Here is a 24,074-nt window from a genome sequence, read left to right on the forward strand (position 1 = left end):
CGATGACCATTCCAGCCACGCCATCTCCCAATCTCGAGCGCTATCGGTCGGCCTTCCGGCCCGGCCTGTTCGAGGGCCGCACCGTCGTCGTCACGGGTGGCGGAAGCGGACTCGGCCGCTGCACCGCGCATGAACTGGCGAGCCTGGGCGCGCACGTCGCACTGGTGGGCCGGCAGACGGCCAAGCTGCAGGCGGTCGCGGCGGAGATCACCGCGATCTACCCGGAGCGCGCCGCGGACGTCACATGCCATGCCTGCGACATCCGCGACGAGGCGTCGGTCCAGGCCACGGTCGCGGCCATCGTGCAGTCCCATGGCCGGCTCGACGGGCTCTTCAACTGCGCCGGCGGCCAGTACCCGGCGAAGCTGGAGAGCATCTCCTTCAAGGGCTGGGATGCGGTGGTGCGCAACAACCTGCACGGCACCTTCCTCTTCTCGCGCGAGTGCTACGTGCAATGGATGCAGGCGCATGGCGGAAGCATCGTCAACATGCTGGCCGACATCTGGGGCGGGCTGCCCGGCATGGGGCACTCGGGGGCGGCGCGCGGCGGCGTGCTCACGCTCACCGAGACGGCGGCCTGCGAATGGGGGCATTCAGGCGTGCGGGTCAACGGGGTCGCGCCGGGCTGGATCGCCTCCGCCGGCATCGACACCTACGACGAGGACTACCGCAACGTGCTGCGGGGCTTGCGCGGCAAGGTGCCGCTGCAGCGCTTCGGCACCGAGGCGGAGTTGTCGTCGGCCGTGGTGTACCTGCTGTCGGAAGCGGCCGGCTTCATCAACGGCACGGTGATCCGTGTCGACGGTGGGGTTCCCACGGCGCGCCACACATGGACGCTGGCCGCGGCCCAGCGCAGCTTCCCCTTCGATGGCTTTCCGCAGTACCAGCCGCCGGTGACCTTCGCCGATGGCGGCGCGCCGGAAGGGGCGGCGGGCCCATGACTGCTTCGACCACTACGGCTACTTCGCAGGTCAGGGTCGAGCGCGACGGCGCCGCCTGCCGCATCACGATCGATCGGGCCGACGCGCACAACACGATGACCGATGCCGTCATGGCCGCGTTGGTGGAGGCCCTGCAGCAAGCCGAAGCGATGGAGGGCGTGCGCGCCATCGTCCTGACCGGCGCGGGTGACAAGACCTTCTGCGCCGGCGGACACCTCAAGCCCACGGCCGACGGCTCGCCGTTCGCGCTGGAGCCGGGCCGCTTCGACAACCCGGTCGCGGAACTGTTCCGTGCGCTGGAGCGCTGCAACCTGCCGATCATCGCCCGCGTCAACGGCGGCGCCTTCGGCGGCGGCCTCGGCCTGGTCTGCGCCTGCGACTTCGCCATTGCCACCGAAGGCGCCATGTTCGGCACCACCGAGGCCAGGGTCGGCGTCTTTCCGATGATGATCCTGCCGGTGCTGATGCGCGTGATTCCGCGGCGCCGATTACAGGAGATGTGCTTCTTCGCGCAGCGCTTCACGGCCGCCGAGGCGCAGCGCTTCGACATCGTGAATGCCGTGGTGCCGGCCGGTGAACTGGACGGCGCGGTCGATGCCATGGTGGCCAGGCTGGCCGCCAACTCGCCCGTGGCGTTGCGCATCGGGCGGCGCGCCATCTCTGCGATCCATGATCTTGCCTTTGGCGATGCGCTGAACCTGGCGCAGGCCATCCTGCCGGTGCTGTCGCAGAGCGAGGACACGCGCGAAGGCATGAAGGCCTTCGCCGAGCGCCGCGCGCCGGTGTGGCCCGGGCGTTGAAGGACCGTGCCATGAGCCGTTCGACGCTCCGCACACACCCGTTGCGCATCGGCTGCGCGAGCGGCTTCTGGGGCGACTCGGAGGAGGGCGCCGCGCAGCTCGTGCGGCGCGGCGACATCGACTACCTGGTGTTCGACTTCCTGGCCGAGATCACGATGTCGCTGCTTGCACGGGCGCGCGCCAAGTCGCCCGAGGCCGGCTATGCGCCGGACTTCGTACGCGTGGTAGCGGCGCTTGCGGGCGAGATCCAGTCGCGCGGCATCCGCGTGGTGTCGAACGCGGGCGGCGTCAATCCAGCCGCCTGCGCGCGCGCCCTGGCCGGAGAACTCCGGGCGCTCGGCGTGCCGCTGCGCATCGCGGTGGTGGAGGGCGACGACTTGTCGAGCCGTGCCGATGCCTTGCGTGCGGCCGGCACGCGCGAGATGTTCAGCGGTGCGCCGATGCCACCGCAATTGCTGAGCCTCAACGCCTACCTCGGCGCGCAACCGATCGTCGCCGCACTGGACGCCGGCGCCGACATCGTGATCACCGGTCGCGTTGTCGACAGCGCGGTCACGCTGGCGCCGCTGGTGCATGAATTCGGCTGGGGCTGGCAGGACTGGGACCGGCTCGCCACCGGGAGCCTGGCCGGCCACCTGATCGAATGCGGCGCGCAGGCGACGGGCGGCCTCTTCACCGACTGGGAGCGCGTGCCCGGCTGGGAGGAGATGGGTTTCCCGATCGTCGAATGCGATCCGGATGGGCAGGGCTTCACGCTCACCAAGCCGGCCGGCACGGGCGGACTGGTCGAGCCGGCGACCGTGGCGGAACAACTCGTCTACGAGATCGGCGATCCGCGTGCCTACCTGCTGCCGGATGTCTGCTGCGACTTCTCCGGGGTGACGATGTTGCAAGCGGGCCCCGACAGCGTGCGGGTGACCGGCGCGCGTGGCCGACCCGCGCCGGCCACGCTCAAGGCCAGCGCCACCTATGCCGACGGCTGGCGCCTGCTGGGCACGCTGATGATCGGCGGCCCTGCCGCGGCACGAAAGGCGCAGCGCGTGGGCGACGCGATCCTCGCGCGCTGCCGCCGACTGAACCTCGCGCGCGGCATGGCGGACTTCGACGAGACGAGCATCGAGGTGCTGGGCGCAGAGAGCACGTATGGCCCGCATGCGCGGACTGCGGACAGCCGCGAGGTAATCCTCAAACTGGCGGCGCGCCATGCGCAGCGCGCGGCGCTCGATCTGCTGGCCCGCGAGATCGCACCCTCGGCCACCTCGATGGCGCAGGGCATCACGGGCTTCGCGGCGGGCAGGCCTTCGCCGTCGCCGGTGGTGCGCCTGTTCTCGCTGCGCGTCGATCCGTCGCAGGTCGACGTGCGCGTCAGCCTGGACGGCGAGCCACTGGCGTTCGAGGCGGAGCCGGTCGCACACCTTTCCGGCGATGACAGCGCCCCTGACCTTGAACCGCGCATCGATGAAAGCAGCCCCACCACGCCCACTGAAACCGTGCCACTGATCCGCATCGCCCATGCCCGCAGCGGCGACAAGGGCGACATGGCCAACATCGGCGTGATCGCGCGCTCGCCGGCCGCGTACGAGTTCCTGGGCCGGGTGCTCGATGCCGACTCGGTGGCCTCCTACTTCGCCCATGTGTGCCGCGGCAAGGTGACACGCTTCGCAATGCCCGGTTGCCACGCCTTCAACTTCACACTGGAGAACGCCCTGGGCGGCGGTGGCGTCGCCTCGCTGCGCTACGACCCGCAGGGCAAGGCCTTCGCCCAGATGCTGCTGGACCTGCCGGTGGAAGTGCCACGCAGCCTGCTACAGGAATTGCCATGAAACCAGAGGCCAAGCCATCCACTTCCACCGCCAAGGTGACGCCCATCGCCGCCGGCAAGCAGACGCCTCGCCGCCTGCGACGCGCGGCAGAGATCCTCGCCGCCGCGCGCGCGGTGTTCCTGGAGAAGGGCTTCGAGCGCGCTTCGGTCGGGGAGATTGCCGCGCGTGTCGGCGTGGTCGAGGGACTGGTCTACACCTATTTCCCGACCAAGCGCGACCTGCTCAACGAAGTGCTTCGCGGCATGTACGAGCCGCTGATCGAGGACATCGCCACCAGCTTCGCCCGCATCCACGGCCTGCGCAGCCGGCTGCGCTTCCTGGTCTGGCGACATCTGCGCGTGTACGTGGAGGAGCCGAGCCTTTCGCGCATCGTGCTGCACGAGGTGCGCACCAGCCCTGAATACTTCAAGTCCGTGCTGCACGACCTGCACGTGCGCTACACCGCCTTCCTGCTGCACACGGTGCACGAGGCGGTGGACAGCGGCGAGTTGCCTGCGGGCACCGATGCCGAACTGGTTCGCAGCATGGTCTATGGCGGCATCGAGCATCGCATGTGGGCGCAGTTGTTCGGCCGCGGGGGCGCTGTCGACGTGGAGGCGATGGCCGACCAGTTCACCGCCCTGCTGCTGAACGGCCTGTTGATGGAAGACGCCGTCGCGGCGCAGCCGGCCGCGGGCTCGCCGGCCGACATCGAGCGCCGCTTGGCGCGGCTCGAACGCATCGTCGCCGGCGCCGCGGCAGAGGATGTACGCAGCATGCCCACCGTCGCAGCGCCACCAGCCACCGTCGCAGCGAAACAGCCGGTTGCGGCCAAACGCCGCAAGGCACGTTCATGACAGCCATTCGCAAGCTCTTCATCGCCAACCGCGCCGAGATCGCGCTGCGCATCGTTCGCACCGCGCGGCGCCTGGGCATCGACACCGTCGTGCCCTGGCACCAGCAGGATCGCGCCGGCCCTGCGCTTGCAGCGGCGACCGACATGGTGGAGGTGTTCGGCCAGCCGCCCGTCGCGGCCTGGCTCGACGCACAGGCGATGATCCGCGCGGCCCGCGACAGCGGCTGCGACGCAATCCACCCGGGTTATGGCTTCCTCTCCGAGAACGCCGCCTTCGCGCAGGCCGTGGCCGATGCCGGCCTCGTGTTCGTCGGCCCGCCCGCCAAGGTGATCGAGCTGATGGGCGACAAGATCAGCGCGCGCAAATTCGCGGTGGCGCATGGCGTGCCGGTCACCCCTTCAGCCGACGAGGCGGACGATCCGTCGACCTTCGCCGCGCGTGCACGCGCCGTCGGCTTTCCGCTGCTGATCAAGGGCGCGGCCGGCGGCGGCGGCAAGGGCATGCAGATCGTCCGGGGCGAAGACGGACTGGCAGACGCGATCACGATCGCGCGCGGCGAGAGCCAGCGCTACTTCGGCGATGGCCGGCTCTTTGCCGAGCGCTTCGTCGAGCGGCCGCGGCACATCGAGGTGCAGGTGTTCGGCGATGCGCACGGCCACGTGATCCACCTCGGCGAGCGCGAGTGCTCGATCCAGCGGCGCTTCCAGAAGCTGATCGAGGAATCGCCCGCGCCCGGCCTTGCGCCGGCCCTGCGCGAACGCATCTGTGCCGCCGCCGTGCGGCTGGCGGGCGCGGCCGGCTACGTCAATGCGGGCACGGTCGAATGCATCGTCTCGCCCGAAGGCGAATTCTTCTTCCTCGAGATGAACACGCGGCTGCAGGTCGAGCATCCGGTGACGGAGATGGTGACCGGCCTTGACCTCGTCGAACTCCAGTTGCGCGTGGCGCAGGGCGAGCCGCTGGGCATTGCGCAGGAAGACGTGCGCCATGCCGGCCACGCGATCGAATGCCGCATCCTCGCCGAGGACGCCGACGCCGGCTTCGTGCCCGACACCGGCCATGTGCTGCTGCTGCGCACGCCGCAGGGCCCGGGCGTGCGCTTCGACGGCGGCGTGATCGAGGGCGCGGCGGTGACGGCGGATTTCGATTCGATGCTGGCCAAGCTGGTGGTGCATGGCGTGGACCGCGGGCTGGCGATCTCGCGCATGCGCAACGCGCTGGCCGAGACCGCGATGCTCGGCGTGACGATCAACAGCGACTACCTGGGCCGCGTGTTGCGTCACCCGGCCTTCGGACGCGGGGAGACCGATACCGGCTTCCTCGAGCGGCATCGCGCCGACCTCCTGCCGGACTCGCTGAGCGATGCGCAGCGCCACGCCCTGTTGGCGGTGGCCGCCAGCGCCGCGCCCGAGCGCAGCGCCAGGCCGATTCCCGAGCCCTACGCCTCGATGGGCGCGTGGCGCAACTGAGAACCTGTGAACAAACCAGCCATGCACGCTCAGCCCGCCCAAACACGCCCACTCGTCGTTGCGAATGCTCGCCGTAGCGCGAGCTACGGCTGCGCTTTGCGCCTGGATTGGGCGCGTTTGGACGAACTGCTCGTACACGTCCGATTTATTCACAGGTTCCGAGTGGACCTCTTCAATCCATGACCCTGCTTTCCCTCAGCGACGAGCCGTCCACGCGGCATCAGGTGCACCTGCGCCACGACGGCGTGGCCGTCGATGACACCCGGCTGGCCGTGCGCCAGACCGGCAACGGCGAGTTCAGCACCCTGGTCGATGGCCGCATCGAGAAGCTGCTGGCCGTGGCCAACGGCGACGCCATCTACGTCCAGTTGCAGGGCCGTGCCTGGCGCGTGGAGCGCATCGATCCGACGCGCGCCCGGTCTGCGGGCGGCGCTTCCGCCGACGGCAGTTCGCAGGCGCCGATGCCCGGCGTCGTGGTGTCGCTGCACGCCGCGCCGGGCCAATTGGTGCGCCAGGGCGAGGCGCTGCTCGTCATCGAGAGCATGAAGCTCCAGATGACCATCGGCGCCGCATGCGATGGCGTGGTCGCCGAACTGCCATTCGCGGTCGGCCAGACCTTCCAGCGCGGGGCGGTGCTGGTGCGCGTGGCCGCAGAGGAAGGGAGCGGCGCATGAGTCGTATCCAGAGCCATGTCGACACCGGCAGCGCCAGCTACAGGCAAAACCATGCGGCCATGAGCGAGCGCGTCGAGGCGCTGCGCCAGCGCATCCACACGGCCCGCCACGAGCGGCCGGAGCGCGACATCGAGCGCCTGCATCGCCAGAAGAAGCTCACCGTGCGCGAACGCCTCGACCTGCTGCTGGACCCCGGCACGCCGTTCCTGGAGATCGGCACGTTGGCCGCCAATCGCGCCTATGGCGGCGAGGTGCATGGCGCGGGGCAGGTGTCGGGCATCGGCATCATCCAGGGCCGCGAGGTCGTCATCCATGCCGACGACCCGAGCATCAAGGGTGGCGCCTGGTATCCGCTGTCGGTGAAGAAGATCGTGCGCACGCTCGACATCGCGATCGAGAACCGGCTGCCGGTGCTGCACCTGTGCGACAGCGCCGGCGGCTTCCTGCCCCTGCAGTCCGACCTGTTCCCGGACCGGCATGCGGCCGGCCGCATCTTCCGCAACCAGTGCACGCTGTCGAAGATGGGCGTGCCGCAGATCGCCATCGTGCTGGGGCATTGCACGGCGGGCGGCGCCTACATCCCGGCGCTGTGCGACTACAGCGTGATCGTGCGCGGCAACGGCGGCGTGTTCCTCGGCGGGCCACCGCTGGTGAAGGCGGCCACCGGCGAAGTGGTCACGGCCGAGGCGCTCGGCGGCGCCGAGATGCACACGACCGTCTCCGGCACCTGCGACTACGCCGCCGACGACGAGCCGCATGCCTTTGCCATCGCGCGCGACATCCTGGCCCAGACCACGCCCATCCGGAAGCAGGCGATCGACCGCGTCGAGGCCGAGCCGCCTCACTACGATCCGCAGGAGCTCTACGGCATCATCCCGACCGACTGGAAGACCGGCTTCGACATGCGCGAGGTGATCGCGCGCATCGTCGACGGCAGCAACTTCCATGAATACCAGCCGGGCTACGGCACCACGATGGTCTGCGGCTATGCGCGCATCTGGGGCTGCAAGGTCGGCATCCTCGCCAACAACGGCGTGCTCTTCAACGACAGCTCGCTCAAGGCCGCGCACTTCATGCGGCTGTGCGACCGTGACCGCACGCCGCTGGTCTTCCTGCAGAACATCACCGGCTATATGGTCGGGCGCGAGTACGAGGAGCGCGGCATCACCAAGGACGGCGCGAAGATGATCATGACGCAGGTGGGCTGCACGGTGCCGAAGTTCACCGTGATCGTCGGCGGCTCCTTCGGCGCGGGCAACTACGGCATGTGCGGGCGCGCGTTCGACGGGCGCTTCCTCTGGATGTGGCCGCAGTCGCAGATCGCGGTGATGGGCGCGGAGCAGGCCGCCAATACGCTGGCCGAGGTCAAGGTGCGGCAGCTGGAGCGCAAGGGCCGCACGCTGTCGGCCGAAGAGGTGGCCGCCATTCGCGACCCGGTGCTCAAGAGCTTCGAGGAGGAGAGCGATGCCTACCACTCGACCTCGGAACTGTGGGACGACGGCATCCTCGATCCGGTCGACACGCGCAATGCGCTCGGCATGGCGATCGTCGCCTCGCTCAATGCGCCCTTCGACGACGACATCGGGTATGGCGTGCTGCGGCTCTGACGGCTAAGCGATCCACCATGCCATTGCCCACGCTGTTCCAGAACACCCTGTCGGTGCCTGTCATCGGCGCGCCGATGTTCCTGGTGTCCTTTCCGCCGCTGGTGACGGCCTTGTGCAAGGCCGGCGTGGTCGGCACCTTTCCGCACGTCAATGCGCGACCGACGGCGCAGCTCGATGACTGGCTCAGCGAGATCGAGCGCGAGCTGGCATCGTCCCGCGCGGCCGACCCGAAAGCCCTCATCGCGCCGTTCGGCATCAACCTCGTGGTGCACCACACCAATCCGCGCTTCGAGCCGGACCTCGAAGTGGTGGTGGCGCACAAGGTGCCCTTCGTCATCACCTGCCTCGGCAATCCCGCGCCGGTCGTGCAGGCTGTGCATGCCTATGGGGGCACGGTCTTCTGCGACGTCACGAGCGCCGAGCACGCACGCAAGTCGGCGCGGGCCGGCGTCGATGGCCTGATCTGCGTCGGCGCCGGCGCAGGCGGCCATGCATCGAGCCAGGGCGCGTTCTCGCTGGTGCGCGAGATCCGCGAGTTCTGGCAGGGCAGCCTGGTGCTGGGCGGCGCCATCAACGACGGCTGGCAGGTGCGCGCGGCCGAGATGCTCGGCGCCGACCTGGCCTACATGGGCACGCGCTTCCTCGCCACGCGCGAGTCGCAGGCGCAGCAGGCCTACAAGCAGATGGTGGTCGACGCCGGCGTGGCCGACCTGATCTACACCGACCGCTTCTCCGGCGTGCCGGCCAATTTCCTGCGCGCGTCGATCGATCGCTTCGGCATCGACGTCGCCACGCTGCCGCCGAAGAAGCCCGACATGGCGTCGCTGACCGACACCGAGGCCCGCGTCTGGAAAGACCTGTGGAGCGCAGGGCAGGGCGTGGCCACGATCCACGACATCCCGACCGTCGCCGAACTCGTCAGGCGCATAGCCGAGGAATACCGGGCTGCCTGCCGCATTCCGCCGAGCCCCGCGCTGCGGACGGCCTGATGACCATGCAGGCTCCCGCTCCGCTCCATTTCTGGTTCGACTTCGCGTCGCCCTATGGCTACTTCATGGGCGAAAAGATCGACGCGCTGGCTGCGCGCCACGGTCGCAGCGTGCGCTGGCGACCGATCCTGTTGTTTGCCGTGCTGCGTGCGCTGGGGTTGCCCGCGCCGTTGGAGAACCCTGTCAAGCGCGATTACATGGCGCATGACTTCGAGCGTTCGGCGCGGCACCTGGGCGTGGACTTCCGCCTGCCCCCGGGCTTTCCTGCGATCACCCAGCATGCGGCGCGTGGCTTCTACCTGCTGGAGGCCGTCGATGCGCAGGCCGCGGTGCGCTTCGCCCGCGGCGTGATGCGCGCCTACTTCGTCGATGCGACGCCGATCGGCGACCCGGCGGTCGTGGCGCGATGGCTGGCCGCGCAGGCGCCTGTCCTTGGCAATGCGGACACCTGCCTGCAACTGTTGCAAGGCGCGCAGGCGAGGTCCTTGCTGGCGGCGGCGGTCGACGAAGCCGTGCGCCAGCGCGTCTTCGGCTCGCCTTTCGTGATGGTGGACGGCGAGCCATTCTTCGGCGTCGATCGATTGCCGCAGATCGACGCCGTGCTCGCCGGCGCCCTGGCTTCGCGGCCCTTCACTGCACTCGCCCCGCCCTGACCATGCAAGCCCCACCCATCGAGCTGTTCAACGAGGGCGCCGTCGGCGTCATGCGCTTCAACAGTCCGCGCACGCTCAACGCGCTGGACGTGCCGATGCTGCTGGCGATGGAACAGGCGATCGACCGTCTCGCGCAGGACCCGTCGGTGCGCGCCATCGTCATCACCGGCGTGGGCGATCGCGCCTTCGTCGCCGGTGGCGACATCCGGGACCTGAACACGCGGCGCGGCCTCGCGCATCACGGCGAGTTCGGCGAAGTGGTGCGGCGTGTGTTCCGGCGCCTGGAGAGCTGCAGCAAGCCGACGTTGGCCGCCGTCAACGGCTGGGCGCTGGGCGGCGGCATGGAACTGCTGCTGTGCACCGACATCCGCCTGATCGCCGACGGCGCGCAGATCGGGCTGCCCGAGATCAAGCTGGGCCTGTTCCCCGGCGGCGGCGGCTCGCAGCGCCTGATGCGCCAGTTGCCCCTGTGCCAGGCCAAGCTGCTGATGTTCACCGGCGATCCGATCACCGCCGCCGAGGCGCTCTCGCTAGGGCTGGTCAATCGCGTGGTGCCGGCCATGCATTTGATGGCCGAGACGATGGCGCTGGCGCAGCGCATCGCGGCGCAATCCCCGGTCGCCCTGCGGATGTTGAAGCGCGCGATGCTGCATGGAGCGGAAATGCCGCTCGATGCCGCGCTCGAATACGAACAGGCCATGATCAGCCTCGTGTTCGATAGCGACGACGCGCACGAAGGCTGCAGCGCCTTCATCGAGAAGCGCCCGCCGCACTTCACCGGGCACTGAACAACAACGACAGGAGACAACATGGAACAAGACCAGCGCATCGACCGCAACCTGATCCAGCGCGTCAACGTCGGCGACCTGCTGACGCGCAGTGCCGCACGTGGGCCGGCGAAGGATTGCGTGATCGATGGCGAACGGCGATTCAGCTACGGTGAATTCGAGGCGCTCGCCAACCGGGTTGCGCATGGCCTGCTGTCGCTGGGGTACGGCCCCGGCGATGCGCTCGCGCTGATGTCCGCCAACAGCGCCGAGTTCCTTGCCACCTACTTCGCCTGCGCCAAGGTCGGCGTGGTCTGCGTGCCGATCAACCTGTTCTGGCGCAACCGCGAACTGGCCTATGTGCTGGGCCACGCGAAAGTGCGCGGCGCGGTGGTGACCACCGACCTGTTCGAGCAGTTCAGCACCGGCCTGGAGCCCGGCCTGGCCTTGGGCGAGGTCATCGTCATCGGGGACATCGACAAGGTGCGCGGGCAGTTGGCGGACACCTATGCGCTGCACGCCTACGACGCGCTTCAGCGAGCGCAGCCGGCGCACGTGCCGCCGGTCTTCGTCGAGGACCGGGCGCCGCTGTCCTACCTCTACACCAGCGGCACCACCTCCGCGCCGAAGGGCGTGGTCGGCAGCCAGCTCGCCATCTACCTCGAGTCGCTCGGCACCGCCATCGACACGCGCATGAGCGCCGACGAGCGTGCGGTGGCGCTGATGCCGATGTTCCATACCGCGCAGATCAACGCTATCTGCACGCCGGTGATCGCCGTCGGTGGCGCCATCTGCGTCATGCAGGGCTTCGATGCGCAACGGCTGCTCGACCTGGTCGAGAAGGAGAAGCTCACGCTGCTGTTCGGCCTGCCGATGATGTACCGCGCACTGCTCGAGGCGCAGCGCGAGCGCCCACGCGACGTGCGCAGCCTGCGCCTGGCCGTGTATGCGATGGCGCCGATGCCCGACCACGAACTGCGCGCGGCCATCGAGACCTTTGGCTGCGGCTTCTCGCTGATGTTCGGCCAGACCGAGATGAGCCCGGTCGCGACCTTCTTCCGGCCGGAGCACCAGCTCAGCCATCCCGGCGCGGCCGGCACGCCGGGGACGAATGTGCAGGTGGCCATCGTCGATCCGGACGGCATCGGGCTGCCACAAGGCGAGGCCGGTGAGATCGTTTATCGCAGCCCGCAGGCGTTGTCAGGCTACCTGCATGACGAGGCGGCCACGCAGCAGGCGTTCCGCCACGGCTGGTTCCACTCGGGCGACGTGGGCTACTTCGACGCCGACGGCCTGTTGTGGTTCAAGGATCGCTTCAAGGACGTGATCAAGAGCGGCGGCGAGAACATTGCCTCGATCGAGGTCGAGAAGGCCCTCTATGAAGCGGAGCCGGCGATCGCGGAAGTGGTGGTGATCGGCCTGCCGCACGCGCACTGGAGCGAGGCTGTGACCGCGGTCGTCGTGACGCGGCCGGGCGCGCAACTGGACACGCAGGCTCTGGACAGTCGCTTGCGTGAAAGGCTGAGTCCCTACAAATGCCCCAAGGCCTACATCATGGTCGACGCGCTGCCCAAGACTGCCACCGGCAAGATCCAGAAGTCCGTGCTGCGGGAGCGCCATGCCGGGCATTTCAGGGAAGCGGAGGGCAGGTGATCTGCGCCTCGGTGAGACGCTGAGCATCTGGCATGTGGTGGCCTGGTCGTCGTCCAGGCCCCTGGCCGCGCCTCACCGGCTTTCAAGGGAAGGCAACTGCCAATCCACCGAAGCCGCATCCGCAGGCAGGGTGGCAGTCATTACGGCGGCAGCTGCGAGGGAAACCAGCGAGGCAAGGATGAATTGGGTCATGCAGCAAGTTTCCGCGGGCGCCGTCATGGGCGCCTGTCGGAACGTGCCTCGTCGCGCTGCGCGCCGACGCCATGTCTTCAGGCTCAGGCCAGCCACGCGACCGCCACCGAAAAGCTGACGAAGGACAGCATTGTGGTGATGAGCACGATGCGTGCGATGCGGCCGGTGTCGGCACTGAATCGCTCGGCCAGCATGGGGATGCTGCTGGCGCTGGGCAGCGCGGCGATGAGCACCAGCACGACGAGCGCGAAATCGTCGAGCGGCACGCCGATGGCCTGTGCTAGCTTGCCGACGCCCAGCACCAGCGCCGGATGCACGAAGAGCTTGCAGAGCACGATCAGCGGGACGTCGCCGACGCCCCTGGAGGCCGTCTCCTTCTGCGGCCGCGCCAGCACCGCGCCGATGGTGAACAGCGCCACCGGCGACGCCCCGTCGGCCAGCATGCCGACCGAATTGCGGGCCGGCTCCCACAGCCGGAAGCCGGTGGCGGCGGTCAGGCACCCGAGCCCGATGGCCCAGGGCAGGGGGTTTTTCAGCATGCCTTTCAACGCATTGCCGATGGCGCGCGAGACGCCGTGCTCGATGGCGCTGTCCAGGCGCGACAGGGCAATGCACAGCGACGAAGTCACGACCATGTCGATGGCCAGCGCCACGATGGCCGGGCCGGCCGCGCGCTGGCCGAGCAGGGCCACGAGCAACGGCACGCCCATGAAGCCCGAGTTCGGGAATGCCGCGACCAGGGCGCCGAAGGACGCGTCGTTCCAGCCGATGTCCCCGCGCCGGGTGGCCAGGATCGCGAGCGCCACGATCAGGAGCGCGCACAGCAGGTAGACCGACGAGACCGTGGGATCGAGCAGACGCACGATCGGCGTGGTCGCCGCAAAGCGATACAGCATGCAGGGCAGGGCGAAGTACAGCACGAAGACGTTCAGCCCCGGAATCGCCTCCAGCGGCAGCAGCCCTGCGCGCGCCACGATCCAGCCGCAGAACACCAGCGCGAAGAAGGGAGCGGTGACGAGCAGGATCTGTTGCATGCGGTGGTTCGTGTCACTGCGTCGCGGCGCTGGCCATGCGCTCGCGCAGTGTGCGGTGGAGGACCTTGCGGGTGGCGGTGAGTGGAATCCCGGCGTCGCCGATGACGGCGATGGTACGCGGCCGTTTGTACCCGGCCATGCGCTCGCGGCGCCAGCGATGACGTCCTTTCGGCCGGTGCGTCAAGCCTGACAAGCCGACGAGGACAGGGTCTTCACTTCACTGCGAACGCTCGGGTGCAGGCAACATCGCCCTCATCTGCGCGGCAATCCGCTCGCCGCTGGTGGCAGGCGGAAAGTAACCGACATACTGGCCCGCTTCGTTGAGCACATAGGTGAACGACGTGTGGTCGATCATGTAGAAACGCGACCCTGGTATCGGCACCTTCTCGTAGAACACCTTGTACGACAACGCGACCCGCCGCACCTCCTCTTCGGTGCCGCCAAGAGCGACAAGGCGCGGATTGAAACTCCGGACATAGGCAGCCAGCACGGCCGGCGTATCGCGCAACGGATCGAGCGTCACGAACACGGGCTGGACGCGGTCCCCGTCGGCTCCCAGGGCGGTGATCGCGGCGGCCATGTCGGCCAGGGCCGTGGGGCACGCATCCGGGCAGCCCGTGTAGCCGAAGTACATCAGCACCACCTTGCCGCGCCACTGCGCCGGCCCCACGCGGCGACCGTCCGGGTCGGTGAGCTGGAACGGTCCGCCGATGGGCTGCCCGGTGCCGGTCATGAGTTCGTTCATGAGGCGCGCAGCCTCGGCACGAACGGGCGTGCTCGCTGCCTCTTCGGCATTGCCGCAGTTGGGTGCGAAAGCTGCCCACGCACCCAGCGTCCATGCGGCCAAGAGCCCGGCGGCGCGGCGAGTCATCGTCGTCGTCCGATGGGCCACAGGCACGTCATGCGCCGAACGTGAACTCGGTACCCGTCGTCGACGGAACCACCTGCTCCGGCATCATGTTGCGCAACGCGGTCATCAAGCCGGGCCCGGAGCAGTGCATGGGGATCAGCACATCCGGATTGATCTTGCCCAGTTCCACGACGGTCTGCTTCAGGTAGGCATCATCGGCCGGAAAGAGATGGAAGCCGCCGACGATCGCATGCACCTTGTCGATCCCCGACACCTTCATCGCCTGCCGTGTCGAATTGACGATGCCCGCATGCCCGCAGGAAGAAATGACGATGAGGCCGCGATCCTTGAGATGGAAGCAGGTGGCGTGCTCGTTGAGGTGCTGGTCGGGCACGGGCTTGCCCTCGGCCTTGGCCGCGGCCGCGGGAATGTCGCAGCCGAGTCCATCCTTCATGGCGTAGTCGACAAAGGTGTTCGGCAGCACACGTTCGAACGAATTGCGTTCGATCACGCCGGTGGTGAAGGCCTGGTCCGCAATCACGGTGGGTGTCGGGCACAGGACGACACGAACCTTCAGCGCCTCGAGTTCGCGGCGATCGAGCACGCCGAACTCGGCAAACTGCCCCGGCGCGCCACCTGCGTTCACGCGGCGGCAGAAGTTGTCCTCGCCGCCTGCGTAGAGCGTCAAGGGGGTCGGCAACTTCGCGCGATTCTGCTGGATGAACGGGATCAGGCCGCCGAAGTGGTCGTAGTGGCCGTGGCTGAGGATGAATGCCTGTGCCCTGGAGGGGTCGACGCCCATGATGGCGATGTTGTTGGTCAGCGCGTCGACCGTGTAGGCGAAGTCGAGCATCAGGTCGCGCGTCTGGCCGCCGGCCTGCGATTGCAGGGCGAGGGCCAGGCCCCACTCGTTGTGCAAGGTCTTGCGGAAGTCACCCGCCGCGGCCAGCCCGGCACGCTTGACCTTCACCCACGGGGAAGGGGTGGTGCGCGGTGTGTCGTAGCTGCTGTCGACGAGCACCTTGATGGTCAGGCGGTCGATCTGCGGGACGGCAATGGGAGGGGGCGGCTGCTGCGCCGATGCCATGCGGGCACCCAGGCCCGCGGAGGCGAGCGCGGCAGAGCCCAGGAGAAATCTTCGACGTTGGATGCTGTTGGCCACGGCGACCTCCATGCGAGCGAATGCACGATGATGCTTCGACTCCGGATGCGCAGCCTAGTACGACCCGGCTGACCCTGCACTGACACCTGGCGGGCGCCGCCGCGGCCCCGACAAGGCCTGCCGTACAGGCATGGCGGGAGGGACCTCAGGGCAAATGCAGGAGGTCCAGCTTCCACACCACCATGGCCACGAGCGATGCCAGCGCCAGCGCGGAGAGCGGCGCTCCCAGGCCGACGCGCCCGGCGTAGGGATCGTGCAGCAGTCGCAGCGCCTGGCGCGGGATGTGTGCGGTCTTCGACAGCGAGGCGCCGAGCCGCACGTTGACCTTCATGCGGCCGTTGATGGCCCAGCCGCTGGCATCCAGCAGCGGCCCCAGGCTGCGCTGGCGCAGCTTGAGCCAGGCGATCAGCATGCTGGGGCCGGAGATGGCGAGGATCACACCCGCGATCGCCATCGGAATCCATTGCCCCAGGTCGATGAACTTGCTGAACAAGGCCACGAGCACGGCGCTGATGCTGCCCATCGCGACGCCGATGGCCGCGACCGTCCCGACGTCGATGCGGCCGCGCGTGCGCACCGCTGCCACGCCGGCCGACGCGGTCTTGTCCGCGGTCGCCAGTCCGCTGGCCAATGAGCTGAGCGTTCCCTGCGCATTGGCGTCGCTGGCGGCGGCGCGCCGCGCGACCTGTTCCTCGATCATGCGCACGAACTTCTTGTAGGGGGAGAAGAAGGCCTGCACCACGCTGGTCGGGTTCTCGATCAGCCGCGTGATGGTCGCGTCCCAGTCGCGGCCTTGCCGGTCATAGAAGACGCCGTTGCGCCCGGCGAAGAGGAAGTCGACGTCGCCGGCGGTGAAGGCCGCGACGATGCTCATCTTCTCCTCCCCGCGCCGGCATTCGCAGTAGGCCAGGCAGGTCTTGGCCAGGCCCGCCAGCACCGCATGCTGCTTCACGTCGTCCACGCGCACCGCGAGGTCGCAACTGCGGCTGTCGAGGTAGAGCGTGCCGGCCTGGAAGATCGCGCCCTCGCGGCGATAGAAGGCCTTGAAGGAGACGAAGTTCTCCAGCAGCCGCAGCAGGTCGCGCTTGAAGCGCAGCAGTTTTTCGAGATCGCGCAGGCGTGCGTTGTGCGGGCCGGCTTCCTCGTCCTGCTCGATGAGCGCCATCACCGGGGCCTGCATCGCGGTCAGCGCGGTGATGGTCGCGCTGTCCAGTTCCGACAGCGGCGATCGCGGCTTCGCCGCCAGCCAGGCCCGGCAGGAAGCGACTCGGTGCAGCAGTTCGTTCCATTGGTGCTCGTCGATCTGGTTGGCTTCCCCGATCAAGGGCGCAACGGCATCCTGCTGCAGCGTGGCGAGCGCCCGTGCCCATGCCGGGTTGGCGCCGCTTCGCAAGGGCAGCGTGCGACCCGGTGCGATGGTCGCGAGCGGCAGCGCGGCGATGCGCGGGTTGTCGAGCGTCAGTTCCTCCGCACCGATGGCCTCATAGGTCTCGGGCGAAGCGTTGAGCGCAGCCACCGCCTGGATGTCATAGGCGGCCACGCGGCATCGCGCGAAGAAATCGTCGATCTTCTCGCGCACGGCTTCCACGGCCTCGGCCGCCTGCAGCATGCGTCCGTCGTGGCAAGCCGCGCCGTCGTCGCCGGCCTGCCAGAGACGCATCGCCTCGACTTCGGCGAAGAAGGCTTCGGCGTGTGTCCGGTCGACGCCATCGACGCCGTTGCAGTCCTTGACGCTACCCTGGGTCTCGGCGATCCATTGCAGCGTCCGGCGCACGGGCTCCTCGGCCGTGATGTCGGGGCCGATGATGCCGTCGCCGTTGAAACGCATGGCGGCGAGCGTGTCGCTGCGCTGCATGACGTCGTCGAGCGTGACGACGCCCGCGTCCTCCTTCTGCAGGTGGCGCAGCACGCGAAGGGCTTCTTCGCCCAGCGGCAGGTCGTCGCCATCGGTTTCACGGAATGCGTCCAGGGCGATGCTGTCGCCGCCTGCCATGAGCTCGTCGGGGTTGCGCAGGTGCGCGCATGCCCATTCGCAGGCGGCGATGAGTTCCGGCGGTCGGATGCGTCCGTCCTGGTCGGTGTCGATGAAGTCGAGCGTGCGGGCGTCGAACTCCACGCCGCGCGTGGGGCAGGCGAGTGCGACCCAGAGCTTCTGGTCGAGTTCGCCGATGTGTGCGATGTCGGCGCCGTCGCGGATCAGGACCTGGTCCACGCCGCCGGCGCGGAAGAACTTGAATTCGTGGGATGTAAGCATTGAACGGCGGATTTTTCGCGTGCCCCCTGCGGCCGCCTTGTAGGCATTTGGAGCATGTGGGCGCAGGAGCCTCGACCCGCTCGAGTGCTTGCGGTCAGAATACGCCGCAAGCGGCAGGCAGCGCCGCTCACACAGGAGCCGTCCCATGCCTATGACCCCCGCCCGTTCATGAAGCCGGAGACCCTTCCCCCGCTGGACGTCGATGCGCTGTGGCGCCGGTGCCTTCACATCGTCCGGCAACGCCGCCTCGGCGAGCCGCCGCAGGACGGCCCGGCGCTCACCTGGGAGGCGTCGCAAGGCTTCGCGCTCGGCGACGAGTGGAGCGCGCAGGCGGTCGAACTGTTCACGCTGGTCAAGCCGCTGCTCGATCGCACATCCGGCAGCACGCCCTGGGTGATCGGGCAACTGGGCCAGAGCCTCAACGGCTGCATCGCGACGCGCAGCGGCGATGCGAACTACATCAACGGCGCCGAGGTGCTGCTGCACCTGCATCGCCTGCGTGCGCTCAGCGACGCGGTGGTCGTCGGCGCGGCGACGGCGGGCCTGGACAACCCGCAGCTCACGACGCGGCGCGTGGAGGGCGACAACCCCGTGCGCGTGGTGATCGACCCGGCGCTTCGCTTGCCGGCGTCATTGCGGGTGTTCTCCGACCGGGCCGCGCCCACCTTGCTGGTCTGCGATGCGGAACGCGAGGCGGAGGCGGCAAGTCGCGTGGGCGCAGACCAGGTGCTGGGCGTGCCGCGGCTCACCGGCCCGGACGGCATCGTCGACGTTCGGGCTCTGCAAGCGGCCCTGGCCGGGCGCGGCCTGCGCGTGCTGTTCGTGGAGGGCGGCGGCGTCACCGTGTCGCACTTCATGCGGCAGGGCTGCATGGACCGGCTGCACCTGAGCGTCGCCGCCGTGGTCATCGGCGATGGCCGGCCGGGGCTGTCGCTGCCGCAGGACCTGTCGATGGGCGACTGCGCGCGGCCGGCCAGCCGGGTCTACCGGATGGGCGGGGACGTGTTGTGGGACCTGGACTTGCGGGCCGCGACATCGTCGGCCGGTACGGCCAGCACGTCCACATGACCGACGCGCAAGGACGTGCGTCCGATCGCGGCCAGGCGGCGCGCACTCCAGGCATGCACGAGCGCCCGGGCTGACGCATCCTGTTCCAGCGCCGCTGCGGCCATGCCCTGGACCATGGCTTGCAGCATCGCGTGGTGCGGTGGCTCGATGACCCAGTCGCTGCGTGCCTGCGTCACCCTGTAGCCGGACCGGCCGAGTCGCGCGGCGACGTGAGGCACGGCATCGACACCGAGTGCGGGACCGAAGCCCTTGTCGCCGAGTTGATGCGCGCGGAACAGCGCTTGAACCGCTGCATCGTCCGCGTCGACTTCATTCCATGCGACAAGGCCATCGACAGTCAGTGCAAACAGCAGCGCCGGCCTGGCGGCCGTGACATGGCCCAGCAACGCATCGAGCCAATCGGCCGACACGAGGTCCAGCAATGCCGAGGTGGTCACGAGCCGGGCCGCATGGAAAGGCAGGGTGGCGAGCCCGGTCGCGAGATCGACCCGGCGCGGCATGATGTCGGCCTGCCAGTCCGGGCCCTCGATCCGCCACCCCTCGGCCATCGTGCGCCATGCAAAGCCTTGCGCCTGCGCCCAGGCTGCGAAGTGTTGCGGCATCGCGGCCAGCAGTGCGGGGTCATGGTCGACCAGCAGCCACTGTTGCGCGCCACCGAGCTGCGGCGCCAGTGCGCGCACGTTGGCTCCTGTGCCGCAGGCCAGGTCGATCACGCGAAGGGCGGACTTGCCGCGCAAGCGGGCTGCCAGCGCGCGCAATGCGAGCGCATGGCCCGAACCAGCGCGGGCCGCCAGGTCGAAGGGCTCGCGCAATGCCAGCCAGTCGGCGCTGAAGCCGGTCATGTCGCGTGCGGCCTCTGCATCGCATCGACCAGGGCCGTGGCGAAGCGGGCGCCACTCTGGCGCCAGGTCGGCAAGGCCCGGCGTGCGGCCATGGCCCCGGCGCGCAACTGCGCGCGCCATGCCGGGTCTTCCATCAGTCGAAGCAACGCGGTGCGCAGCGCGACCACGTCGCCCGCTGGCACCAGTTCTCCAGCTTCCGTTGGCACCGTGTCGGGGATCGCGCCCGCCCGCGTGCTGATGACGGGCAGGCCCCGCGCCAGCGCCTCGGCCAGCGCCATGCCGTAGCCCTCGTGGAAGGAGGGCAGCACGAAGGCATCGGCCGCCGCGTAGAAGGCCGGCAGTTCGCCCTCCGCCTTGTCGCCATGCAGCACGATACGTTCGCGCAAGCCGCGCTTGTCGATGGCGTCGCACAGCGCGGACGCGCACGCGGCGTCCATCGTCTTGCTGCCGACGCAGTGGAGCGTCCACGCGCGGTCCTGCAGGCTGGCCAGCGCCTCGACGAGCAATGCGTGGCCCTTGCGCGGCGTGAGCGTGGCCACGCACAGCAGCGACAAGCCTTCCCCGCCCGACCCCGTCGCCGGCGGTGCCGCCTCGGTGCCCGGCACGACGACGGCCACGCGGGAAGGCGGAACGCCGAAGGCGTCCAGCCCGCGCGCGGTGAAGGGGCTGGTGACGATCACGCCGCGCACGGCGGCCAGCGCACGTCTCTCGCTTTCGTACAGCGCACGTTGCCGGGCGGGATCGAGCCCGGTCTCCAGCGAGAGCGGGTGGTGCACCAGCGCCACCCATCGCAGCCGCTGGGCATGCCGGTGCGCCAGTTCATCGAGCACGCCGAAGGCCAGGCCGTCGACCACGGCCAGTGCGCCATCGGGCAAGGCCTCGACCACGCGCGCCGTGCGGGCCAGCGCCTCGGCGGCGGGCGATGGAAAGCCGTCGCCGAGCGCATGGACCTCGACCTGCCATCCCGATGCGCGCAGCGCCTCGATGATGTGGCGGTCATAGGTGTAGCCGCCGGTGTGCGCGTTCAGGTCGCCGGGAACGAGGAAGCTGCAACGCATGCCGTCAAAGCGTGCGCTCATAGGCGGCCCAGGCCACGTGCGATTCATGCAGGCACACCCGCATCGAGGCCAGGCCGCTGGCGTGCGGGCCGAGTTCGCCGGCCGTGATGCGCGAGGCGATGCGGTCGAAGATCACGCGCGCCATGAATTCGGTGGTGGTGTTGCGTCCGGCGAAGGCGGCTTCGTCGTCGAGGTTGCGGAAGTTCAACTCACCGAGCACGCTGCGCAGGACCAAGGTGGCCAGCCCGATGTCCACGACCACGCCGTCGGCGTCGAGTTCAGGCCGGCGCAGTTCGAGATCGACCACGTAGGTGGCGCCATGCAGCCGCTGTGCGGGGCCGAACACCTCGCCGCGGAAGCTGTGGGCAATCATGAAATGGTCGCGGACGTTGACGCTGTACATGGGTGAGGGCTCCGTTGAAGTCTCGGCGTTCAGGAATAGTCGATGCGCTGGCACAGCGTGTCCGGCGCGCCGCGCGCCAGCCGCGCCAGCACCTGCGGCAGTTCGTCGAAAGGTGCGCTGTCGGTGATGAGTGCATCGAGCACCGGCTCGCGCAGCAGTTGCAGCGCCAGCATGAGCCGGCGGCGACGCGTCCAGCGCGCACGTTGCGCCGCGGCGACCTGGCCGACCTGCGAGCTCTTGAGCACGAGGCGGCGCGCATGGAAGGCTTCGCCGAGCCGCAACGAGACAGGTTGCGAGCCATACCAGCTCATCTCGAGCACGGTGGCTTCGAAGGCGGCGAGGTCCAGCGCGAGCGCGAGGCCCTCCGGATGGCCGCTGGCGTGGATGGCGATGTCGGCATCGGGCCGGGCGGTGGCAGGGCTCGCAAAGCTTGCGCCCAGGCGCTCGACCACCGCAGCGCGCGCGGCATGCGTGTCGATCACTTCGACCTCGCACCCCGGCATGCGGGCGGCCAGCCATGCCACCAGCAGGCCGACCACGCCGCCGCCGACCACGGCCATGCGATCGCCCACGCGCGGGGCCGCATCCCACAGCGCGTTCACAGCGGTCTCCATGTTGGCGGCCAGCACTGCGCGCGCGGCAGGCACGCCCTCGGGCAGCAGGTGCACGGCATCGGCAGGAACGCGATAGCGCGTCTGGTGGGGATGGAGGCAGAACACGTGGCGGTCTTGCAAGGCCGGCGGGCCCTGTTCGACGATGCCGACGCTGGCATAGCCGTACTTCACCGGCCCGGGGAAATCGCCTTCCTGGAACGCCGCGCGCATGCGTTCGAACTCGCTGGGCGGCACTTGGCCGCGGTACACCAGCAGTTCGGTGCCGCGACTGATGCCGCTGTGGAGTGCGCGCACGACGACCTCGCCGGGCGCGCACTCGCCCACGGTGGCCGGGCGAATCTCGGCATGGCCCGGCGCGGTGGTCCAGCAGGCTTGGGACTCGGTCGACGCGCGGGTGCGATGGGCGGGCATGTGTTCCATCGTTCAGACGGCGGGCGAGTGGGGGTCTTGCCGCGATGGGTGGACGGGCCTCGGCGACCCGGCCGCGCGGGGCTCCGGCCCGTCGGCAAGGATCAAATGGCGCATCTGCATGGCGACGGATGCAGTGAGCGCCTGCGCCCCGCCCGGACCCGCGACCGTGGATGCGCCGAAGGTGACCCTGGCGACCAGGTTGCGGTAGCGGGGCAGCGCCACCTGCAGCGCAACAGCGAGCTTTTCCTTGTCGCGCGCGGTGCGGCGCAGCAGCGTGAGCGGATGCCGCTGGGCATCGGGAGACACCACATGGCTCACCAGCGCCGGCACGAAGCGCGTCTCCGGCACCAGGCGAGCGAACAGGGCGTAACCACTGGTCCATTGGCGCAGGGACTGCGCCGCCCGCTGTGCGCCGAAGGTGGCGGGGTCGGGCTCGATGTCCCCGGCCGGGAAGGTCAGAAGGGCGCCGCCCGCCTGCAGATGCCGGGAGGCGGCCCGGACCACCGCCATGCGCTCGCCGCCTTCATCGGGCAGCAGGATCAACTGCCGCGCGACGTTGGGCAAGGCGCGCAGGAAGGGACGATCCGAGGCGATCACGAGCAGGTCGGGGCGTGACGCGAGGCTGGTGAAGAGCGCGACCGTGTCGGTCATGCCGGGATGATTGGAGAGGATGACCACCGGGCCGTGCGCTGGCACGTGCTCCACGCCCGAGGTCAGCAGGCCGGCCGTCATCCGGTCCACCAGCCATGCGCTGCCTTGCGCCAGCCCGTGCGCGCCGACCCGGTTGTCGAACTCGTGCGCCGTCAGGGCGAAGCGGCGGGCCAGCGGCCGGAGCACGCGGCGCAAGGGAGAGCCGCGCAGGTGCAACAGGCCGATCGAATCGAGCAGGTCGACGACGTTGACCTCGGTGAGTGTTTCGACCAGCGATGGCGCGGTGGCGGACATGTCTCGGCGGGCCGTTGGAATGGCGCTGTGGGGACACAGGCATTCTTCCAGATCGGGTGCGCCTCGCCGAATGTTTCGCATGCCTGGGCCGACCAGCGGTCGGCCCCTTGCGTGCGGCCCGGCCCGTCGACGTGGTCTACGGGCCCTAGCAGGAAGGATTCACTGCAGGCAGTGCAAGACGCGCGGCCACTGCCTTCAGCAAGGCATCGCCAAAGCCGCCCTTGGCGCGGGCATCCCGGCGCGCGCTCGTCACCACGCGCGGCGCCGCGCTCCAGGCGATGCGGGCGCCACTGCGCTCCAGGGCCTGCACCAAGTCGACGTCCTCGCTGCAGGCCAGCGCCCGGAAGCCGCCCGCGCGCAGGTAGGCTTCTGCGGACACGCCAAGGTTCGCGCCATGGATGTGGCGGTGGCCTTCGCGGTCGCTGTAGGTCTCCATGAAGTGGGCTTCGATCAGCGCCGCATGCTCGCCGTGGGGCGACCAGTCGGCCACGCCGATGGAGCCGCAGACGGCATCGGCACGGAGCGCCAGTTGCGCCGAGAGCCAGTTCGGCGAGACGGCGGTGTCCGCATCGGTGAACGCCAGCCAGCGCGCGCCTGCGGCCAGCATGGCGGTGGCGCCGAGCGCGCGCGCTGTTCCCACGTTGCGCGCCCGCACCGCGCACGTTGCGGCGCCATGCTGGGCGGCGATGGCAGCGGTGCCGTCGGTGCAACTGTCGAGGACGACGATGACCTGGACTGCCTCGCCCTCCAGGCAAGGATCGCGACGCGCCTGTTCGATGGCTTGCAGGGCGACGCCCAGGTGATGCTCTTCGTTGTGAGCCGGAATGACGACGCCGATCATGCTTGCGCTCAGGAACTGGGCGTGGCCTGGGGTGGCATCGCATCGAGTCGGGCGGTGGTGCGAGGTGGCACTCCGGCGGCGATTTGTGCAGTGAGCATGGACGTGTCCTGGTGGGGTGGAACTCCGTCCATCGGGACATTGGCGGCAAGCCGGCCCGGTAGGAAGCACGCCCATCCACCTGGCAGAAG

General features: G+C 69.3%; 23 protein-coding genes. 12 read left to right on the top strand and 11 right to left on the bottom strand.

From position 1 onward, the window contains the following. Nucleotides 1-2: 2 nt before the first annotated feature. From HB681_RS10240 to HB681_RS10290, 11 genes are all read left to right on the top strand, one after another. The gene (locus tag HB681_RS10240; RefSeq protein WP_213954709.1) at nucleotides 3-941 is read left to right on the top strand and encodes an SDR family oxidoreductase; all 939 of its coding nucleotides are present in this window, start codon (nucleotides 3-5) and stop codon (nucleotides 939-941) included. Next, the gene (locus HB681_RS10245; protein WP_213954710.1) at nucleotides 938-1,741 is read left to right on the top strand and encodes an enoyl-CoA hydratase-related protein; all 804 of its coding nucleotides are present in this window, start codon (nucleotides 938-940) and stop codon (nucleotides 1,739-1,741) included. The genes HB681_RS10240 and HB681_RS10245 overlap by 4 nt, the downstream gene beginning before the upstream one ends. 11 nt (nucleotides 1,742-1,752) lie before the next feature. Then, a complete protein-coding gene (locus HB681_RS10250) occupies nucleotides 1,753-3,564 on the top strand; it encodes an acyclic terpene utilization AtuA family protein (protein WP_213954711.1) in 1,812 nt (603 codons plus the stop codon). Further along, on the top strand, nucleotides 3,561-4,400 hold the full coding sequence (locus HB681_RS10255) for a TetR/AcrR family transcriptional regulator (protein WP_213954712.1): 840 nt from the start codon (nucleotides 3,561-3,563) through the stop codon (nucleotides 4,398-4,400). The genes HB681_RS10250 and HB681_RS10255 overlap by 4 nt, the downstream gene beginning before the upstream one ends. Then, nucleotides 4,397-5,869 carry a biotin carboxylase N-terminal domain-containing protein gene (locus tag HB681_RS10260; protein ID WP_213954713.1) on the top strand — a complete coding sequence of 491 codons (1,473 nt, stop codon included), beginning with the start codon at nucleotides 4,397-4,399 and terminating at the stop codon, nucleotides 5,867-5,869. The genes HB681_RS10255 and HB681_RS10260 overlap by 4 nt, the downstream gene beginning before the upstream one ends. A gap of 179 nt (nucleotides 5,870-6,048) precedes the next feature. After that, nucleotides 6,049-6,543, top strand: a complete 495-nt coding sequence (locus HB681_RS10265) for an acetyl-CoA carboxylase biotin carboxyl carrier protein subunit (RefSeq protein WP_213954714.1) — start codon at nucleotides 6,049-6,051, stop codon at nucleotides 6,541-6,543. Next, nucleotides 6,540-8,150 (top strand): carboxyl transferase domain-containing protein, encoded by a 1,611-nt coding sequence (locus HB681_RS10270; RefSeq protein ID WP_213954715.1) that lies wholly within the window; start codon nucleotides 6,540-6,542, stop codon nucleotides 8,148-8,150. The genes HB681_RS10265 and HB681_RS10270 overlap by 4 nt, the downstream gene beginning before the upstream one ends. A 17-nt stretch (nucleotides 8,151-8,167) precedes the next feature. Then, nucleotides 8,168-9,139, top strand: a complete 972-nt coding sequence (locus HB681_RS10275) for a nitronate monooxygenase (RefSeq protein WP_213954716.1) — start codon at nucleotides 8,168-8,170, stop codon at nucleotides 9,137-9,139. 5 nt (nucleotides 9,140-9,144) lie between these two features. Then, on the top strand, nucleotides 9,145-9,792 hold the full coding sequence (locus tag HB681_RS10280) for a 2-hydroxychromene-2-carboxylate isomerase (RefSeq protein WP_213954717.1): 648 nt from the start codon (nucleotides 9,145-9,147) through the stop codon (nucleotides 9,790-9,792). A 2-nt stretch (nucleotides 9,793-9,794) separates the two neighbouring features. Then, entirely contained in the window at nucleotides 9,795-10,580 is a 786-nt protein-coding gene (locus HB681_RS10285; RefSeq protein ID WP_213954718.1) for an enoyl-CoA hydratase/isomerase family protein, read from the top strand. A 21-nt stretch (nucleotides 10,581-10,601) separates the two neighbouring features. Beyond that, entirely contained in the window at nucleotides 10,602-12,212 is a 1,611-nt protein-coding gene (locus HB681_RS10290; RefSeq protein ID WP_213954719.1) for an AMP-binding protein, read from the top strand. 275 nt (nucleotides 12,213-12,487) lie between these two features. Here the strand turns inward: HB681_RS10290 and HB681_RS10295 are convergent, their stop codons facing one another. The 5 genes from HB681_RS10295 to HB681_RS10310 form a co-directional block, all read right to left on the bottom strand. After that, the gene (locus HB681_RS10295) at nucleotides 12,488-13,438 is read right to left on the bottom strand and encodes an AEC family transporter (protein ID WP_213954720.1); all 951 of its coding nucleotides are present in this window, start codon (nucleotides 13,436-13,438) and stop codon (nucleotides 12,488-12,490) included. 13 nt (nucleotides 13,439-13,451) lie between these two features. Further along, nucleotides 13,452-13,577 carry a hypothetical protein gene (locus tag HB681_RS38035; protein ID WP_256734897.1) on the bottom strand — a complete coding sequence of 42 codons (126 nt, stop codon included), beginning with the start codon at nucleotides 13,575-13,577 and terminating at the stop codon, nucleotides 13,452-13,454. 78 nt (nucleotides 13,578-13,655) lie between these two features. After that, a complete protein-coding gene (locus HB681_RS10300) occupies nucleotides 13,656-14,309 on the bottom strand; it encodes an SCO family protein (protein WP_213954721.1) in 654 nt (217 codons plus the stop codon). Nucleotides 14,310-14,337: 28 nt separating this feature from the next. After that, nucleotides 14,338-15,450: an MBL fold metallo-hydrolase gene (locus HB681_RS10305; protein ID WP_213954722.1), complete on the bottom strand. Its 1,113-nt coding sequence runs from the start codon at nucleotides 15,448-15,450 to the stop codon at nucleotides 14,338-14,340. A gap of 145 nt (nucleotides 15,451-15,595) precedes the next feature. Next, nucleotides 15,596-17,704, bottom strand: coding sequence for a hypothetical protein (locus tag HB681_RS10310; RefSeq protein WP_213954723.1), 2,109 nt, complete (start codon nucleotides 17,702-17,704; stop codon nucleotides 15,596-15,598). Between the two features lie 168 nt (nucleotides 17,705-17,872). On the opposite strand from HB681_RS10310, the gene HB681_RS10315 reads away from it, so the two are divergent. Next, a complete protein-coding gene (locus tag HB681_RS10315; protein ID WP_213954724.1) occupies nucleotides 17,873-18,772 on the top strand; it encodes a RibD family protein in 900 nt (299 codons plus the stop codon). Here the strand turns inward: HB681_RS10315 and HB681_RS10320 are convergent. The 6 genes from HB681_RS10320 to HB681_RS10345 form a co-directional block, all read right to left on the bottom strand. Further along, nucleotides 18,688-19,614, bottom strand: coding sequence for a class I SAM-dependent methyltransferase (locus tag HB681_RS10320; RefSeq protein ID WP_213954725.1), 927 nt, complete (start codon nucleotides 19,612-19,614; stop codon nucleotides 18,688-18,690). The genes HB681_RS10315 and HB681_RS10320 overlap by 85 nt on opposite strands. Next, nucleotides 19,611-20,693, bottom strand: coding sequence for a glycosyltransferase family 4 protein (locus tag HB681_RS10325; RefSeq protein WP_213954726.1), 1,083 nt, complete (start codon nucleotides 20,691-20,693; stop codon nucleotides 19,611-19,613). Before HB681_RS10325 ends, HB681_RS10320 begins: the two co-directional genes overlap by 4 nt. Continuing rightward, the gene (locus HB681_RS10330; RefSeq protein ID WP_213954727.1) at nucleotides 20,677-21,075 is read right to left on the bottom strand and encodes a 6-carboxytetrahydropterin synthase; all 399 of its coding nucleotides are present in this window, start codon (nucleotides 21,073-21,075) and stop codon (nucleotides 20,677-20,679) included. Before HB681_RS10330 ends, HB681_RS10325 begins: the two co-directional genes overlap by 17 nt. A gap of 29 nt (nucleotides 21,076-21,104) precedes the next feature. After that, a complete protein-coding gene (locus HB681_RS10335) occupies nucleotides 21,105-22,100 on the bottom strand; it encodes a zinc-binding alcohol dehydrogenase (RefSeq protein WP_256734898.1) in 996 nt (331 codons plus the stop codon). A gap of 12 nt (nucleotides 22,101-22,112) precedes the next feature. Beyond that, nucleotides 22,113-23,045, bottom strand: coding sequence for a 1-acyl-sn-glycerol-3-phosphate acyltransferase (locus HB681_RS10340; protein WP_213954729.1), 933 nt, complete (start codon nucleotides 23,043-23,045; stop codon nucleotides 22,113-22,115). 145 nt (nucleotides 23,046-23,190) lie between these two features. Continuing rightward, nucleotides 23,191-23,886 carry a glycosyltransferase gene (locus tag HB681_RS10345; RefSeq protein WP_213954730.1) on the bottom strand — a complete coding sequence of 232 codons (696 nt, stop codon included), beginning with the start codon at nucleotides 23,884-23,886 and terminating at the stop codon, nucleotides 23,191-23,193. Nucleotides 23,887-24,074: the final 188 nt, after the last annotated feature.

This window comes from Variovorax sp. dw_954 (assembly GCF_018449755.1).
Lineage (GTDB): Bacteria > Pseudomonadota > Gammaproteobacteria > Burkholderiales > Burkholderiaceae_C > Variovorax.